Origin of the sequence: Methylobacterium sp. 10 (genome assembly GCF_000519085.1) — a bacterium.
Lineage (GTDB): Bacteria > Pseudomonadota > Alphaproteobacteria > Rhizobiales > Beijerinckiaceae > Methylobacterium.
On the sequence record NZ_KI912577.1, the window covers coordinates 4549765 to 4565350 of the forward strand.

Annotated in this window: 13 protein-coding genes; 5 read left to right on the forward strand and 8 right to left on the reverse strand. The window is 66.7% G+C overall.

Annotation, left to right across the window (positions count from 1 at the left end; all coding sequences use genetic code 11):
• Positions 1-182 precede the first annotated feature (182 nt).
• A complete protein-coding gene (locus tag K368_RS0121450) occupies positions 183-488 on the forward strand; it encodes a hypothetical protein (protein ID WP_027174137.1) in 306 nt (101 codons plus the stop codon).
• A gap of 841 nt (positions 489-1329) precedes the next feature.
• Here K368_RS0121450 and K368_RS27165 read toward each other — a convergent pair.
• The 6 genes from K368_RS27165 to K368_RS0121485 all read right to left on the reverse strand — a co-directional run bounded on the left by K368_RS27165 (position 1330) and on the right by K368_RS0121485 (position 6563).
• Positions 1330-1875, reverse strand: a complete 546-nt coding sequence (locus tag K368_RS27165; protein WP_027174139.1) for a hypothetical protein — start codon at positions 1873-1875, stop codon at positions 1330-1332.
• A 560-nt stretch (positions 1876-2435) separates the two neighbouring features.
• Positions 2436-3569: an FAD-dependent monooxygenase gene (locus K368_RS0121465; protein WP_027174140.1), complete on the reverse strand. Its 1134-nt coding sequence runs from the start codon at positions 3567-3569 to the stop codon at positions 2436-2438.
• A 26-nt stretch (positions 3570-3595) separates the two neighbouring features.
• Positions 3596-4144 carry a cytochrome b gene (locus K368_RS0121470; RefSeq protein ID WP_027174141.1) on the reverse strand — a complete coding sequence of 183 codons (549 nt, stop codon included), beginning with the start codon at positions 4142-4144 and terminating at the stop codon, positions 3596-3598.
• Positions 4141-5253 (reverse strand): catalase family peroxidase, encoded by a 1113-nt coding sequence (locus K368_RS0121475; protein ID WP_027174142.1) that lies wholly within the window; start codon positions 5251-5253, stop codon positions 4141-4143. The genes K368_RS0121470 and K368_RS0121475 overlap by 4 nt, the downstream gene beginning before the upstream one ends.
• Before the next feature lie 9 nt (positions 5254-5262).
• Complete coding sequence (locus K368_RS0121480) at positions 5263-6036, reverse strand: anti-sigma factor (protein WP_027174143.1); 774 nt, start codon at positions 6034-6036, stop codon at positions 5263-5265.
• Positions 6033-6563, reverse strand: a complete 531-nt coding sequence (locus K368_RS0121485) for a sigma-70 family RNA polymerase sigma factor (protein WP_027174144.1) — start codon at positions 6561-6563, stop codon at positions 6033-6035. Before K368_RS0121485 ends, K368_RS0121480 begins: the two co-directional genes overlap by 4 nt.
• A 281-nt stretch (positions 6564-6844) precedes the next feature.
• On the opposite strand from K368_RS0121485, the gene K368_RS0121490 reads away from it, so the two are divergent.
• On the forward strand, positions 6845-7114 hold the full coding sequence (locus tag K368_RS0121490) for a hypothetical protein (protein WP_051439958.1): 270 nt from the start codon (positions 6845-6847) through the stop codon (positions 7112-7114).
• Positions 7115-7567: 453 nt separating this feature from the next.
• Here the strand turns inward: K368_RS0121490 and K368_RS0121495 are convergent, their stop codons facing one another.
• Both K368_RS0121495 and K368_RS0121500 read right to left on the reverse strand, forming a co-directional pair.
• On the reverse strand, positions 7568-8212 hold the full coding sequence (locus tag K368_RS0121495) for a hypothetical protein (protein ID WP_027174146.1): 645 nt from the start codon (positions 8210-8212) through the stop codon (positions 7568-7570).
• Between the two features lie 736 nt (positions 8213-8948).
• Positions 8949-10406 carry an amidase gene (locus K368_RS0121500; protein ID WP_155935274.1) on the reverse strand — a complete coding sequence of 486 codons (1458 nt, stop codon included), beginning with the start codon at positions 10404-10406 and terminating at the stop codon, positions 8949-8951.
• Positions 10407-10528: 122 nt separating this feature from the next.
• Between K368_RS0121500 and K368_RS25280 the strand changes: the two genes are divergently transcribed.
• Genes K368_RS25280 through K368_RS0121515 form a run of 3 tightly spaced genes read left to right on the forward strand, consistent with a single transcriptional unit; the run spans position 10529 to position 15558 of the window.
• A complete protein-coding gene (locus K368_RS25280; protein WP_051439959.1) occupies positions 10529-12943 on the forward strand; it encodes a penicillin acylase family protein in 2415 nt (804 codons plus the stop codon).
• Complete coding sequence (locus tag K368_RS0121510; RefSeq protein ID WP_027174148.1) at positions 12940-14403, forward strand: M81 family metallopeptidase; 1464 nt, start codon at positions 12940-12942, stop codon at positions 14401-14403. Before K368_RS25280 ends, K368_RS0121510 begins: the two co-directional genes overlap by 4 nt.
• Before the next feature lie 3 nt (positions 14404-14406).
• On the forward strand, positions 14407-15558 hold the full coding sequence (locus tag K368_RS0121515; protein WP_036266581.1) for a M20/M25/M40 family metallo-hydrolase: 1152 nt from the start codon (positions 14407-14409) through the stop codon (positions 15556-15558).
• Positions 15559-15586: the final 28 nt, after the last annotated feature.

The following is a 15586-nucleotide window of genomic DNA, read 5'->3' on the forward strand; positions in this document are numbered from 1 at the left end:
ATGCGGATTGATGCGAGCTGGCCGTAAAGCCTTCACACGCGTCCGCGCGCGGGCGTGCATGTGCGTGCAGTAGGGAAGATCCGCATCATTGCCGGGCCTGAGATGGCCCACCCCACCCCAACGCCCTGAACTTATAGGTCTCCCATCAGTTGCCGACCGACCTCAGCAGGACAGACGGACCCATGACACTCATGAAGCTTGCTCTCACGGCCACGCTGGCGATGATGCTGACCGTACCGGCCCTCGCCGAGCAATTGGCTCCCACTGGTGGCGCCGCCAACACCGGCGTCATGACGCCATCCATGGAGCCGGGTCCGGTCCCGAGGGCGAGTGGCCCGAGCGGCCGCCCTGCCGATGCCATTCCGGGCAATCCAAGCGCGGCTTCCGTCCCCGGCAGCACGCCCGATGTGAACATCGGCGGCACGCGCACCAGCAGCCCGCCCGGCACCGGTGGGACGTCCGGCGGGCCATCCCTCAGCGGCCAGTAGATCGGAGCTTGAGCGTGTGCCGGTGCGACACCAGACCATAGGCATACCAGTCGGAACACGCTCGCTCGCAGCGCATTCTAAGCTCACCTCTCCCAATTCACCGCGTCCAGATGGGCCTGACAAATGTACAATCACATTGAACGTGATCGTCTTTCCTTGCCTTCGACCGGGCAGGTGATGGATAGCGGTGCCGAATCTCTGAACAATATTGGCCTTGGCGAACCGGCTACTGAGAGTGTGGCGGATAATGCTGCGCCCGCACCCCGGACCCCATATGCCAGAGCTGTGTCTCCGTCGGTCTTTGAAAGCTTCGGTTCGTTCTCCTGAGGAGGCTTTCCCGCCACCAGATCCGCGGCGTCGGTATCGTTGCGGATCGGCGACCATCAACAGCGATAAGATGGGGATGGCCTAGGCTCGATCCCCTCGGAGCTCCGTACCCGGCCGCCGATGCGGATTTGCTCGACGAAGATCAAAAGGGGCGTATCCTCCTTCTTGTCCCGCATGGGATCAGGGAGGAAATAATGTCGGCAAACTGGAAATCAGTTAAAGACGACTTGGATTGGAGCCTGAACCAAGGCGAAGATGTGAAGGGTCGCGACGAACTCAAAGAGGCTTTCGCTAAGGGCGACCCCAAGTACATTTCATCCGCTATTGACGCATATCGGATGGGTCAAAGAGACGACCATAAGCTGTCGAACTTCTCGCGATGCGCCCACGAAGACGACAAGCGCCTATACAACATGGGCCGGAAGCTGATTGGTCTAAGGCCGGCATAGTATGAACTCGTCGGGTGGACAGGTGCTTGGTCGTAAGACCAAGACACCGACCACAATGATGCGCATCAATCCGCATCGTCACCACCTGAACCACCAACGCTGTGGTCCGGGTGCACCTCGACACCCGCGAAGTCGCGCGCCCGTGTCCCTAACCCAGTAGGAACGTTCAGTAGCTTCTTGAAGCCACGCTTCTCGAAGCTCTCCGAGAAGGCCTTCAGCGAGCCGACCGCCTCGTTGTTTCCAATGGCGTACTTCGACCAGGAATCGGACAGCTCCTTCGTGGTGGCTTCCCGGTACGGGTTCCCCCGATCGACGATGCAGCGCATCTCTAGCCACTGGCTGGAGGTGTCCTGCGCGGTGAAATACTCGTCGGTGGCGTCCTTCACGATCTCAGGCCGGACTGACCCTGACCCAGCAAACTGGTCCGCTCTGAGCGCGAGTTTTTCGGGCATCCTGAACCCTGAAGGAGGGTGGATGCCATGCCTCGCAAGTGCTTCACGAACGAACAGCTCGCCTTCGCCCTGCAGCAGGAGCAGATCGTTCCTCAGCAGGAGTGCAAACGTGAAGAAATCCGCTTGGGCAAATGCATGGGCACAGTCTGCATAAATCAAAATAGCTATGTATTATCAGTCCACTAAGGCGGACACCCCTTGCGCCAGTGCCTTCCTAAGTAATTGTAAGCGCAATGAGGCTCGACGATCAGAGGCTTAGTTGTTATCTGTAATACAGGTTGCTGCTACAGTCGGTGTTCGTCAAATAGTCCTGGAAACCCGGCTCGTTCGTCGCTCAAACGGCGGTTCTGCATTCCGTGGGTGGGTTCCAACGGAGCTGCGCGATTTGGTTCCAGGGGGACGTAGCGGCCAGAAATGGATCTCGCTCGGTACGACGAATCGAACAGAAGCCCAGCGTCGTGCCATCGTGCAATCCGCCGCGGCCACCCCGTTGCGAAGGACCTGCGCGGAGGGCTCGAACCCGCGAGGCATATCGTTCGGATCACCGCCGGCGCGGGCCAACTCGACCATCTGTCGGCGGAACGCGATTGGGTTATGGCGGGCCGCTCTTCGGCATTTGGACAAACACCTCACGCGAAAGCGTTCTCAGGGTCCACCAAACCGGGGCAATCCCAGTCCAGCCGTCGGGTCGTCAGGTCGAGACTGGCATGTTCCAATGCTCAGGCTGAGACCGGTACGCGCAGGGGAGCGTAGGTGTCGCGGTAGCTGCGTGGACCGATGAACGGAAGCAAGAGGTTCCTCGCCCAGCCCGGCATCTGTGCGGTGCGCGACAGGCGATCGGTCATGGCTTGCACATGGGCCACGCGCGGCCGCCGCAACGCTTCGTAATCCGTGCCGACCGTGCTCCAGTCGGCTCGTTCGGCCAGCAGCGCGGCCAGCACCACCGCATCCTCAAGGGCAAGGGCGGCGCCCTGGGCCCAGACCGGTGCCGTCGCATGCGCGGCGTCTCCCACCAGCACCACGCGGTCCTGGGTCCAACTCGGGATCCGGACCTCCTCGAGCGGCGAGTGATGGAGGGCGCCCGGCTGAACTAGAACCGAATCGAGGGTCTCGCGGACGAGACGTGGGAATGAGGCGAACACGCTGCGGAAGGCGGCCAGATCCCGTCCCTGTTCCGCAGCCTTGCCGAGTGAGACCCAGCCGTAGACCTCGCCACGGTCGACGGGGATGAGCAGGAACAATCCCCCCGATCCCGCCCAGAGCGTCCAGGCGTCGATACCGGGGTTCGGCGCCATGAAGCGCCAACTCGCCGAGGCCAGCATCGCCGCGCCGAGCGCGCGTTCGCCGAACACGCCACCTCGGACCCGCGAGTGCACCCCATCCGCACCGACGAGCAGCCTTCCGGTCTCGACCGCGCCATCCGTGCATTCGACGGTAACGCCCTGCGGTCCCTGCCGGAGGGCGGCGACCTCGCTTTCCGGCCGGATGTCGCTTGAGGGGAGGTCCAGCGTCAGCAGGCGCAGGAGATCGGCGCGTCGAAGACAACGTGGCCGTGCCTCTTCGCCCCAGAACGCTGCTTCGTCGACGGCGAAGAGGAGGCGTCCGCGTTCGGTGCGGTACTCGCGCCGGCGAACGGGCGAACCAACCTGGCGGAGGGATTCAGCCAAGCCAAGTTGCCCGAGGGCCTGGACCGCGTTCCCCGGCAGGTTGATGGCGAGGCCTCCATCCGCCGCTTCTGAACGCCGCTCCAGGGTGAGTGAGGGGATGCCGCGCCGCTGGAGCGCCCGTCGCGTGGCAAGCCCTGCGATGCCGCCCCCGGCGATCAGCACGCGGCCTTTGTCGCTACCGTCCATTCGGCCTTGCCTTCCTTTGATTTACATCATCGCGACTGGGATGCCGTTAGACGCAGGGCCATGCTGCCCAGGACGCCATCCCGGCGGATGAGCCCGTGCATCAGGGCGGCACCGAGATGGGCGAGGATGATGCCGAACAGGGTGTAGGCCAGGACCGTGTGAAGCGGACGCAGCCACGCGTAGAGGGCGGGATCGCGTGGCAGGATCGGCGGCAGCACCACGGAGCCGGCGAGGCCAATGGGATAGCCGGCCGCCGACAGCATCGCCCATCCGACCAGCGGCAGCGCGAGCATGAGTCCGTAGAGCAGGATGTGCGAGGCATGGGCCGCCTTGCGCTGCCAGCCTGGAAGGTCCGGCGGCAATTCAGGCGGTGGACTGCGCCAGCGGTTGATCAGGCGCAGCACCGCCAGGACCAGGATGCCGATGCCGAGGGGCCGGTGCAGCGCGACGAGGGCGTGATAGTGGGCCACCGAAGTCACCATCGCCACGCCGATGAACAGCATGGCCAGGACCATCGCCGCCATGGTCCAGTGCAACGCTCGCGCCGGCAGGTTGAAGTGCGCTGGGTCGCTCACAATCCGGCTCCTGAGACAGGGGTGTCGTGGACGGCGCTCGGCGCCTTCGATTCACCAACGCGGCGGGTGAAGGATTGCGAATAGGCTGCCGAGCGGGCGCTGAGCAGCGGATCGTCCGATCCCACGATGCCGGCGGGCAGAACGAGGGGGTCGAAGTTCACGTCGCGACAATTGCCGTTCGCTTCCGCCTCCGTCGCGGTGACGACCACTGTGCCGACGTCGACGCTCGCGCGTTCGGACGGCCAGGGAAGGGTCGCGTCCGCGCTGGCGTCGCCGGGCGAGCCGACGGTGACCACGAGGTGCCAGCGCACGGGACCCCGGCGGATTGCGGCCGCGAAATCCTCGAACAGGAAATTCTTGTCTGTGCGCGCTGCCTGAGCGGGGCTCTCTGCTGTGGCCGCCTGCGCCGGCACGAAGGCCCAGCGCACGAGCGTTTCGGTACCGTTCGCGGCGACGAAGCGGAAGGCGTTCAGGCTCCGGAAGGTGTCATCGGCGAATCCGGACGTGATCGTCCGCGCCTTGATCAGGGCCGCCGCCTCCGCGCTTTCGGGGTGCGCGGCGAAGAACGCTTTCAGCGCCTCGGGATCGGGCTTGCCCGTGGCCGGATCGGGCTTGGCGGCGAGGAGCTGCGCGTAGAACGCCTCCGGTGTCCGCACCGGGAAGACCGGGATGTCGTTGTTGCCGGTGCGCCATTCCTCGCCGTGGGGAAGATGAAAGCGAAGCGCGAGGCTGCGCACCGTCGCCGCCGCATCCGCCGCGTAGGGCTGTCCGCCTGCGAGCGCGATGCGCCCGGTGACGGGGGTGACCTGTCCTGCGGCAAACAGCGCGGCCTCCGACAGGCGTACGCCCCCGCCGCTGCTCTCGAAGCGCCCGGCGAGGCAGAGCCCCTTGGCGTGATTGCGCCGGAATCCCGGATGGGGGCCGTTGACCTGCTCGAAGCGGTCGACGATCCGAGCCTGGGTGAGGTCCCCCGGCGAGAGCCAGCCTCCGGCATACGCAAAGGTCCCCGCAGTGCCGGCGACCAGGGCTCCGATGGCGCCAAGCCGGAGGAGGACGGCGCGCGGGCCCAAGCCGGGACTGGCGCCTGTGAGATCGTTCAGGAGGGACATGGCGGACTTTCAGATGGCTTTCGCGGTGGCGCGACGGATCTCGTTGGCCAGCGGATGCAGGACGGTCGGGTCGACGGCACCCACGAGGCTGTAGCCCAGCCCATCCTGGGCCCAGGCGTAGCCGTTCGAAGCCTCCGAGGTATGCGCACGCATCGGCGCGTCACCGGGCTGGGCCATCGGCCGCATCAGCATGACGAAGCGGGTGGCGTGTCCGTCGTCGTACATCAGCATGCCGGCGGGCCCCTGCGGCGTGGCGACGAGGCGCCCGCCCATGAGGCGGTAGCCGGAACCGCTCAGGTCCGGCACGCCTACGGGCCGCTTCAGCCTGTTGGAGAACCAGCCGGCAAGCTCATCGCGGTTTGCGGCGACGAGCTCGACGGGGCGGGTATGATCGGGGGCATAGACCGCATAGTTCGTGCTCGCCTCCTGAGCGAGCGCCTCGATGCCGGTCGGTACGGGCGAGACCACCTCGCGCAGGCCCCACCCTCCGGCGCCGCCCACGAGGAGCAGCAGTCCGGCCGCCATCGCCTGCCAGGGGGGACGAGCTGGGCGACGGCGCGACTCGACGATCCGCGACAGGTTGAGCTGGGCCGGCACCGGCTCAGCCGCGATGGGCGCGAAGGCAGCCCGCATCTCCTCGCGCAAGGCGACCATGCGCGCGACCCGCGCCCGGGCATCCGGGTGGTCGCCGAGATAGGCTTCGACCTCGCTGCGCCGCGTGGCATCGAGGCGCTCGTCCACGAGACCCTGAAGGTCGTCTTCGCCGATCGGACGCGTGGTCATTTTACCCTCCGCAGGAGCGGGCGCTTGGCAGGAACGGCCGCCTCGGCGCCGTCCATCAACTGGATCATCCGGTCCCGCGCCCGAGACAGGCGGGACATCACCGTTCCGGTCGGGATGGCGAGAACCTGCGCCGTCTCGGCGTAGGACAGCCCTTCCACCGTCACGAGCAGGAGGACGCTGCGCTGCTCCTCCGGCAGCGCCTCCAGGGCGGTCATCAGGTCCCGGTGGCGCAGGCCGCTCTCCTGCGTCGGCGCCACGGCGAGGTTGGCTTCCGCCGTGTCCTCGATCGCCATGTGAGCCCCGCGGCGGGCGCGCTGGCGCATCTGCGTCACGGCGAGGTTGTGGACGATGGCGAACAGCCAGGTCCGGGTATCGCCGTCGGCCTGGCGTTGGTGCCAGCGGCCGACCGCCTTTTCCAGACAGTCCTGCACGAGATCGTCGGCATCGGCGGGATTGCGCAGGAGGGCCCGCGCATAGCGGCGGAGCGCCGGGATCAGCGGCTCGATGAGGCGCATCATGTCCGTCATGTCCGGTCTCCTGGCATGGGCGGGGCTCCTGTGCCTTCGCGCCGGCCGGACCGGAAATGCTCCGGGGCTGGCAACGTAGGCATGGACGCTGCCAATTCCGGATTATTCCAGCACCCCAAGATCTTTTTGGGCGGGCCTTCGAGAGGGTCCGTCACAAGGGTGTACCGCGAAACGGCAAGAAAAAGATTTTGCGAGGTTGGGAATAACCAAAGGAAGCTGGCGTCTGTCCGGTTATCGCTGCCAGACATTGTCGATCGGGGCAGGAAAACTGGAGACATGATATGAACTCCCTCAAGAACTTCTTGGGCCTGCTCCTCGCGTCTGCTTGTACGCTCGCCGTTCTGACGGGTGCCTCGGAAGCCCGTACCGTCCAGCACACCGAGACCCACTCGGTCCTCAACGAGCCTCTCTCGGCGCCCGCCGGCTCCCCATACTGGCTCGGACGTATGGACACCGACAGCGGCAACGCCAAGAACCCGGCCCTCCCCGATTACGCCCAGGCGCGTGGTCAGGAGACCGGTGGCCCGGCGCGCGAACTCATCCCGAACTGATCCATGCTGACGCGAGGACGCTTCTCCCGTCCGGTTCAGACATCCTCAGCCTTAGAAGGCTGGGGCCTGCGGCAAGCGTGGGCCGCGACCGTCACATCTCACGGTGCCGGGGTCCGAAAGATCTCGCCGAGGAAGCCGAGGAACGCCTTCACGTTCGGGGGGCGCATTTTTCAGAGCCCCTTCGTGCGCCGACGGGCGGATGACAATCCATTGCGGACCCTGGGAACGTCCGCTCCCAGGGTCTTGGTGATGCAGTGCCAGACGAAGGGCTTCGGTGGATTTTTGCCAATCCGCATTAAGAGTGCCTCATAAAACTCCCGGCCACGGTCGGGTCTCCTCGAAGCACGACGGCGCAGCGGGAGTTTTGTGAGAGACACTAAGACGGAGGTTTATTGAAAGCAGACGCGGCACAACGGGAGACGGGGATGATGGCAGGACCGTTTCCGCATTCAGTTATGTCTCCGCCCACGCTGCCCGGACCGGACCTGTTGCAGTGTCCGGCTTCGCATCCCCAATGAAAATGACGACAGGGCCGTGATCGGACCGGCGCGGATCGTAGAAATCAAGAAGATTCGGGTAAAGGCGCTGGAGGAAGTCCAGGTGCAGGCCCTCCCGACGTACGAGGTGGTCGATGACGACCTGATCGCCATGTACCGCGTTCGGGACGGAACCGCAGGCGCCCGGCGTCATCCACCACGCGGGCTCGGCCGCGAAGGTCGTGTAGAGAAAACCCAACTCGCCGCCGTCCCAGCGTAGCAGGGCACTGGAGAGCCGTCCCTTGTGGAAGTAATCCTCCATCGCGGCGAGGCCCGGCTCGGCCAGAGCGTCTGCCGGACCGGTGAAGACGGTATCAAGGTCGCAGAGCAGCGTCGGCCCTCGTGTAAGGCCTGGGCGGAACGCTTCCATCTTCGCCCACCAGGCTGGCCAGTCGTGCCGCAGCGGCACCCGCTCTACACCGGCCACCACGAGGGGAAGGTCGGTGAGGCAGAGGATGCGGTCGAAAGACGGAGCGTGGCGGCGAACGCCTCGTGCCAAGCGCTCGACCCAGGCCGCGTCGTAGCGACCGCCAGTTTTCAGGACGGTGAGGAGTGTCGTCATCGAACGCGCGTAATCCTGATCGGGCTGTTCAAAGGGGGCAGGGGTGGAGGCGGATCGTCCGCTTCGGGCCGGAGGGCCAAGGTCCGATTGCCACCCAACTAAGCCGTTCGGTAGTGTGCCCTTTTTGCCAGATGCGGACGTTGGCCGCACGCTCAGAATCGGGCGCTCCGCTGTCGACCGAACCCAGCCGTTCGGGCTCCACGAATCGATGCCCCGAAGCAGAAGTTAAGCGAGCTACTTCTCCGCGACTGAAGTTGTCGCGATGGTGTATCGGCTGTTGGGCCTGCTCGCCATATCCGGTCGCGCATACGATGTCTCGCACAGCCCCAACCTTAGATCTGTCTCCCTGCGCTTCGGCGGACGCCCGCCGCCGCCCGGCCGCGCGGGCAGGCTTCGATGTGGCCGGCCCATTGAGTCTGGATATCAATCCTGATTCTGTTCGCGCTATCTTTCAGGGTGTGGATCAGCGTCGAAGCATGACCCTACCCTAATTCTTCCCGGATCATGGCTAATTGAGCCAATCTCCCCACGATGTGGGGTTGCGACCGGCGCCGATGACGATCCTGCCAAAATCTCAAATCTTGTTGAAATGTCAGAGACTTGACGGCGCTTCTCATAGGGCCATGCTTTTAACGCCGATCTCTATGCCGACCATGACGTTGAGGACGGCAAACAGGGGCGTCGTGCCGGGGTGTTGATAGTTGTGGGTCTTAGTCTGCCGGGTAGGCCTATCTCCTCATGGGGGAAGGCGCTCTGATGGCCGGCTCACTTCCTCGAACGCAGCGGCTATGCGGAGCAGCGCCCTGTCTTGTCCCGGCCTTCCGATGAGCTGCAGCCCCGATGATCGTCCGTCCGGTGCCCATGGACCTAACGGGATGCAGATCGTGGGGCATCCGGACAAGGTCGCTGGTACCACCACTTCCATCCAGCGATGATACGTGTCCATGGCCGTGCCGGCGATGGTCGCGGGCCAGGGCTTGGCCTGAGCAAAGGGAAAAACCTGAGCGCTCGGCAGGGCCAGCGCATCGAAATCGGCGAAGAGGGCGAGGAAGCGCTGGTAGAGGCGCGTCCGCGTCACCGACGCTCGATAGAGATCGTCGGCCGAAAGGCGGAGGCTGCCCTCGATCTCCCAGATCAGTTCCGGCTTCATCTGCTCGCGTTTGATCGGATCGTCATAGAGCGGCCGGTAGCGGCTGCCGACCAGGACATGGCGCCAGACCAGCCAGCATGCCCAGATCTCGTCCCGGCTGATCCCGAGACGGGTCTCCTCGATGCGGCATCCCGAGGCTTCGAGGGCGGAGAGGCCGGCTTGGGATAGGGGCAGGATACCGTCTTCCAGGGGAAGAGCACTGATGAAATCGCCGAGCCAGCCGATGCGGGCGGGATCCGCTCCGCCTGGCGGCAACTCGGCAGGGAGGCCCGGCTCCGCCAGGGAGAGGGGTGCACGGGCATCGGGCCCGCTCATGACCGATAGGAGGAGGGCCAGATCGGCGACGGTCCGCGCCATGGGACCGTCCGTGGCGAGCTGCTGAAGATAGCCCTCCGGGCCCGGCAGCGATGGGACCCTGCCCTGGGAGGGCCGGAACCCGAAGATGCCGTTCCAGCCGGCAGGGTTGCGCAGGGAGCCGGCAAAGTCGCTGCCATCGGCCATGGGCACCATGCGCAGGGCCGTCGCGACGGCGCCGCCGCCCGAGCTTCCGCCGGCACTCAAAGCGGGATCATAGGCGTTGAGCGTGGTCCCCCAGACGGGGTTGTAGCTATGCGAGCCAAGGCCAAACTCGGAGACATTCGTCTTGCCGATGAGGATCGCCCCCGCCGCGCGCAGTCGTTCGACGAACAGCGCATCCTCCTTCGGAACATATTCCGCGAAGATTGGCGAGCCGAACGTGGTGCGAAGCCCGCGCGTCGGCGCCAAGTCCTTCACCGCGTGGGGCAATCCATGCATCGGCCCGCGCCATAGCCCGCGTCGAAGGTCGGCATCGGCCGCGTCGGCCTCGGCGAGAAGGTCGTCCCGGTCACGCAGAGACACGATGGCGTTCACTCGCCCGTTCACCAGCGCGATGCGATCGAGATGAGCCTCCATCACCTCCCGGCAGGAGATGTGCCGGTCGTGGATCGCCGCCATCATCCGCGTCGCGTCGAGGCCGACGATCCCGCCCTGCGGCAGGCTCGGCATCGGAGAAATCCCGCTCATCCCATCACTCCCGGGTTGGCGTACGGCTTGCCAGAACGCCGAATACAGGATGGGATTGCATACATGATACGTGCCGGAGACCGAGAAGACTGCCTGAAGCCGTTCCGACGGATTCCGCACTGATGGCGGCTGCAATGCACCGGGAAGACGCCGCCTTCGTCATTGACGGGTTGGCTGCGCCCGCCGAGATCCGCCTCGACCAATGGGGCGTCGCCCATATCCGGGCGGAATCGCAGGACGACGCATTCCTCGTCCAGGGATTTAATGCGGGGCGCGACCGTCTCTGGCAGCTCGACCTGTGGCGCAAGCGAGGATTGGGTTTGCTCGCCGCAGATTTCGGTCCGGGCTACCTGGCTCAGGATCGGGCCACGCGGCTGTTTCTGTATCGTGGGGATATGGAGGCCGAATGGGCGGCTTATGGCCATCCCCGCACCAGAACCATTGTCTCCGCCTTCGTCCGCGGGCTCAACGCGTTTATTGCCCTGACCCGTGAGCGGGACGATCTGCTGCCGCCGGAATTCGCCTCCATGGGGACACGGCCCGCTTTGTGGGATGTGGAGGACGTGGTGCGGATCCGCAGCCATGCCCTCGTGCGCAACGTCGCCTCGGAGGTCGCCCGCGCCCGTGTCCTCGCCTGCTGTGGCCTTGCGACGGATGACCTGCGCAAGTCATTGAGCCCGACCCACGCCCCCGTGATCCCGGAAGGCTTGGCGCCCGAGCGTCTGCCCGAAGACCTCCTCACGGTCTTCCGTCTCGCCACCGCGCCGGTGAGCTTCGATCCGGACCGCCTCGCCGCCCATCGCACCGAGGGCCGGGCATGGAGCGAGGTCGATGCCTTCGGCACCGTTCACCGCGCGGGTCGCCAACCTGTCGTGACGGCGGCGGAGACCGGCGAAGGCTCGAACAACTGGGCGGTCTCGGGGGCGCGCACCGCCACCGGCCGCCCGATCCTGGCGAGCGACCCGCATCGCGCCTACCAGCTTCCCTCATTGCGCTACGTCGTTCACCTCACCGCGCCGGGGCTCGACGTGATCGGAGCCGGAGAACCGGCGCTGCCGGGCATCTCCATCGGCCATAACGGCACAGCCGCCTTCAGCCTCACCATCGCGCCGATCGATCAGGAAGACCTGTTCGTCTACGAGACGCATCCGGACGATCCCGGCCTCTATCGCTATGGCACGGGCTGGGAGGCCATGGCGCGGATCGTCGAGCGCATCCCCGTGCGCGACGGCCCCGACGAGGAGGTCACCCTCACCTTCACCCGCCACGGGCCGGTGATCTGCGAGGATGCGGCCGGACACCAGGCCTTCGCCGTGCGGACGGTCTGGTCGGAGCCCGGGACAGCCGCCTATCTCGGCAGCCTCGCCTATCTCGGCGCCAGCACGGTGACGGAGTTCCGAGAGGCGTTGCGCGATTGGTCGGCACCCTCCACCAATCAGGTCTATGCCGATACCGGCGGCACCATCGCATGGTTCATGGCCGGCAAGGCGCCGGTGCGCTCGAACTGGGACGGGCTGCTCCCGGTGCCTGGCGACGGCCGCTACGAATGGGCCGGTTTCCACGATCCCTTCGTGCTGCCGCACCACGTAGACCCGGAATGCGGCTTCGTCTTCAGCGCGAACGAGATGAACCTGCCGGACGATTATCCGGCCGAGACGCGCCGCCTGGGCTTCGAGTGGCTCGAGCCCTGGCGGGCCCGGCGCATCCGCTCCGTCCTCGAGGACGATGCCGGGCATACGCTCGACGCCTCGACCCGCCTGCAGGCCGACGTCTTCTCGGAACCCGCCCTTCGTCTCGGCCGGTTCATCGCCGCCCTGCCCCCGGCCGACGATGCTGCGTCCCGCGCCGCCGCCCATCTGCTCCTCGGCTTCGACGGACACCTGCATGCGGGGAGCGCCGCCGCCTGCCTCATCGAGACGCTGTGGGTCCGGCACCTGCGCCCGGCGCTCGTCACCGCCCTGGCGCCCGAACCGGCCGATGCCGACCTGTTCCGGCCCGGCGACACGGAGACCCTGCTCGACGCCCTCGATCATGGCGACCCGAGCCTTGATGAAGCAGCGCGCACGGCGCTTGTCACCCGCGCCCTCGCCTCGGCCTGGCGCGATTGCGAGGCGCGGTTCGGCACCGATCCCGCCGGATGGGAATGGGGCCGGTTCCATCATGGTTTCTTCCGGCATCCTCTCTCCGGCATCGGCGGTGCGGCCGGCGAGAATGTCGGTCCGCTGCCTGTCGGCGGCTCGGCGGCTTCCGTGATGCATGCGGATTACCGCCCCCATGACGGTGCCCTCACCACGGGCGCGTCGTTCCGCATGGTCGTCGATGTGGGTGATTGGGACGCCAGCCTGTTCGTGAACGCACCGGGCCAGTCGGGCCGATCCGACAGCCCCCATTACGCCGACCATGCCGTGCCCTGGGCGGCGGGCGAGCCCGTGCCCCTGCTCTATTCCCGCGAGGCCGTGGACGCGGCCACCGAGACCGTCATCCCGCTTCGACCCAGCCAGCCCATTCGACCCAGCCAGGAGGTGCCGCGCACGTGAAGATCTTCATCGCCGGCCTCGCCACCGAGACGAACACCTTCGCTCCCATTCCCACAGGCAGGGCCGCCTTCCTCGCCGATTACGCCCGCCGCGACGGGAGCCTCGGCCCGCCGAGCCTGAGCAATATCGGCCTCAAGGCCTGGCGCGAGATGGCCGAGAGCGACGGGCACAGGGTGGTCGAAAGCCTGTCCACCTTCGCCCAGCCCGGCGGCATCACCCTGCGCGCGGTCTACGAAGACTTGCGCGACACGCTGCTGTCCGATCTCGAAGCGGCCCTGCCGGTGGATGCGGTGCTGCTGTTCATGCACGGCGCCATGGTCGCGCAAGGCTACGACGATTGCGAGGGCGATACCCTGGAGCGGGTCCGCGCCCTGGTCGGGCCGAAAGTGGCGGTCGGGGTCGAGCTCGACCTGCATTGCCATCTGACTGAGACGATCCGCCGGGCGGCCGACGTCGTCGTGATCTACAAGGAATACCCGCATACCGACATCGTGGCGCGGGCGCGCGACCTCTATCCGCTCGTGATCGGCACGGCCACGGGGACGATCCGTCCGGTCATGGCGATCCAGGATTGCCGCATGGTCAATATGTGGCGCACCACGGCGGAGCCGGTCGCCGGGTTCGTCCGGCGGATGGAGGCGCTGGAGGGCAGGGACGGCATCCTGTCCGTCTCGTTCGGACACGGTTTTCCATGGGGGGACGTCGCCGAGGTCGGCGCCCGGATGCTCGTGGTGGCCGACGGCGATACGGCCAAGGCCGCGTCCCTTGCCCGAAGTCTCGCAGCCGATGTCTGGGCGATGCGCGGGGAGGCCGCGACACGGGTCGATACGGTCGATGCCGCGCTCGACGCGGCGCTGGCCTCCACCGATCCGCGCCCGATGGTGCTCGCCGACATCGCGGACAATGCCGGGGCGGGCGCTCCCTCCGACAATACCGCCCTCCTCGCGCGGATGGTCGAGCGGGGCATCCGCGACGCCGTCACCGGCCTGTACTGGGATCCGGGCGCGGTGGGCATCTGCCACGAGGCCGGGATCGGCGCCACGTTCGATCTGCGCATCGCCGGCAAGTGCGGTGTCACCTCCGGTGATCCCCTCGACCTGCGCATCACCGTGCGCGGGCTCTCCGCGTCTCATAGCCAGGGCGGCCTCAGCGGCGGGCGCGCGCAACTCGGTCCCTGCGCCTGGATCGAGGCGGACGGCATCCACATCGTTCTGGCCTCGCAGCGCCAGCAGCCCTTCGCCCCGGATGCCTATACCGGCCTCGGCCTCACCCTCGACGACAAGCGCATCGTCGTGGTGAAATCGATGCAGCACTTCCACGCGGCCTTCGCGCCTATCGCCAGCGAGATTCGCTACGTCGCCGTCCCCGGCGCGGTTCCCCCGGATTACGGAGCGATCCCCTACACCAAGCGCGACCCGGCCTACTGGCCCCGCATTGCCGACCCGTTCGCACAGGATTGATCGATGGCTTTCGAGAATTTCGCTCTGAACGACCTTCCCTTCGATCTCGGCGACCTTCTCGCCGGCCTTCGCCCCTGGATCGAGTGCGAGAGCCCGACCCACGACAGGGCGGCGGTGAACCGGATGATGGGTGTTGCCGCCCGCGACCTCGCCATGGCCGGCGCCGCGGTGGAGTCGATCCCCGGACGCATGGGCTTCGGCGATTGCGTCCGCGCCCGGTTCCCGCATGCGCGCCGGGACGAGCCGGGCATCCTCGTGCTCGGCCATCTCGATACGGTCCATCCCGTCGGCACCCTGTCCGCCCTCCCCTGGCGGGTGGAAGGGGATCGCTGCTACGGCCCCGGCATCCTCGACATGAAAGGGGGCAACTTCATCGCCCTCGAAGCCGTGAAGGCTTTGCGCAAAGCCGCCGTCGAGACACCGCTCCCGATCACTTTTCTGCTCACGAGCGACGAGGAGGTGGGAAGCCCCTCGACCCGTGATCTCATCGAGGCGGAAGCGTCCCGGCAGCGCTACGTCCTGGTGCCGGAGCCCGGCCAGCCGGGGGACGGAGTGCTCACGGGGCGCTACGCCATCGCCCGCTTCGATCTCACCGCCACCGGCCGCCCGAGCCATGCGGGAGCACGCCTCGGGGACGGCCGCTCGGCCATCCGGTCCATGGCGCAGCAGATCATCGCCATCGAGGCGATGTCGGATGCCGATTGCACCTTCAGCGTCGGCATCGTCCAGGGCGGGCAATGGGTGAACTGCGTCGCCACCACCTGCCGGGCCGAGGTGCTGAGCATGGCCAAGCGCCAGGGCGATCTCGACCGCGGCGTCGAGCGGATGCTCGCCCTGTCCGGAGAGGCGGACGGCGTCGCCTTCACGGTGACGCGCGGTGTCACCCGCCCGGTCTGGGAGCCCGATGCCGGCACCATGGCGCTCTACGAGACCGCCCGGATGATCGCCGGCGACCTCGGCTCGGCGCTGCCGCACGAGAGCTTCGGCGGCGGCTCCGACGGCAATTTCACCGGCAATCTCGGCATCCCGACCCTCGACGGTCTCGGCCCCTGCGGTGCTGGCTACCATACCCTGGACGAGTATGTACTCACCGCCTCGCTGCCGCATCGCGCCAGGCTGCTGGCCGGCCTGATGGCGAGGCTCGACGGACGGTAACGGCCTGCATCCTGCATACACTTCGTCA

Bases quoted from the DNA above. Each gene is read 5' to 3' on its own strand.
- K368_RS0121500 (WP_155935274.1), bottom strand. From the start codon at position 10,406: ATGAGCGGGATTTCTCCGATGCCGAGCCTGCCGCAGGGCGGGATCGTC.
- K368_RS25280 (WP_051439959.1), top strand. From the start codon at position 10,529: ATGGCGGCTGCAATGCACCGGGAAGACGCCGCCTTCGTCATTGACGGG.
- K368_RS0121515 (WP_036266581.1), top strand. From the start codon at position 14,407: ATGGCTTTCGAGAATTTCGCTCTGAACGACCTTCCCTTCGATCTCGGC.
- K368_RS0121450 (WP_027174137.1), top strand. From the start codon at position 183: ATGACACTCATGAAGCTTGCTCTCACGGCCACGCTGGCGATGATGCTG.
- K368_RS0121485 (WP_027174144.1), bottom strand. From the start codon at position 6,563: ATGACGGACATGATGCGCCTCATCGAGCCGCTGATCCCGGCGCTCCGC.
- K368_RS0121490 (WP_051439958.1), top strand. From the start codon at position 6,845: ATGAACTCCCTCAAGAACTTCTTGGGCCTGCTCCTCGCGTCTGCTTGT.
- K368_RS0121475 (WP_027174142.1), bottom strand. From the start codon at position 5,253: ATGTCCCTCCTGAACGATCTCACAGGCGCCAGTCCCGGCTTGGGCCCG.
- K368_RS0121480 (WP_027174143.1), bottom strand. From the start codon at position 6,036: ATGACCACGCGTCCGATCGGCGAAGACGACCTTCAGGGTCTCGTGGAC.
- K368_RS0121465 (WP_027174140.1), bottom strand. From the start codon at position 3,569: ATGGACGGTAGCGACAAAGGCCGCGTGCTGATCGCCGGGGGCGGCATC.
- K368_RS0121495 (WP_027174146.1), bottom strand. From the start codon at position 8,212: ATGACGACACTCCTCACCGTCCTGAAAACTGGCGGTCGCTACGACGCG.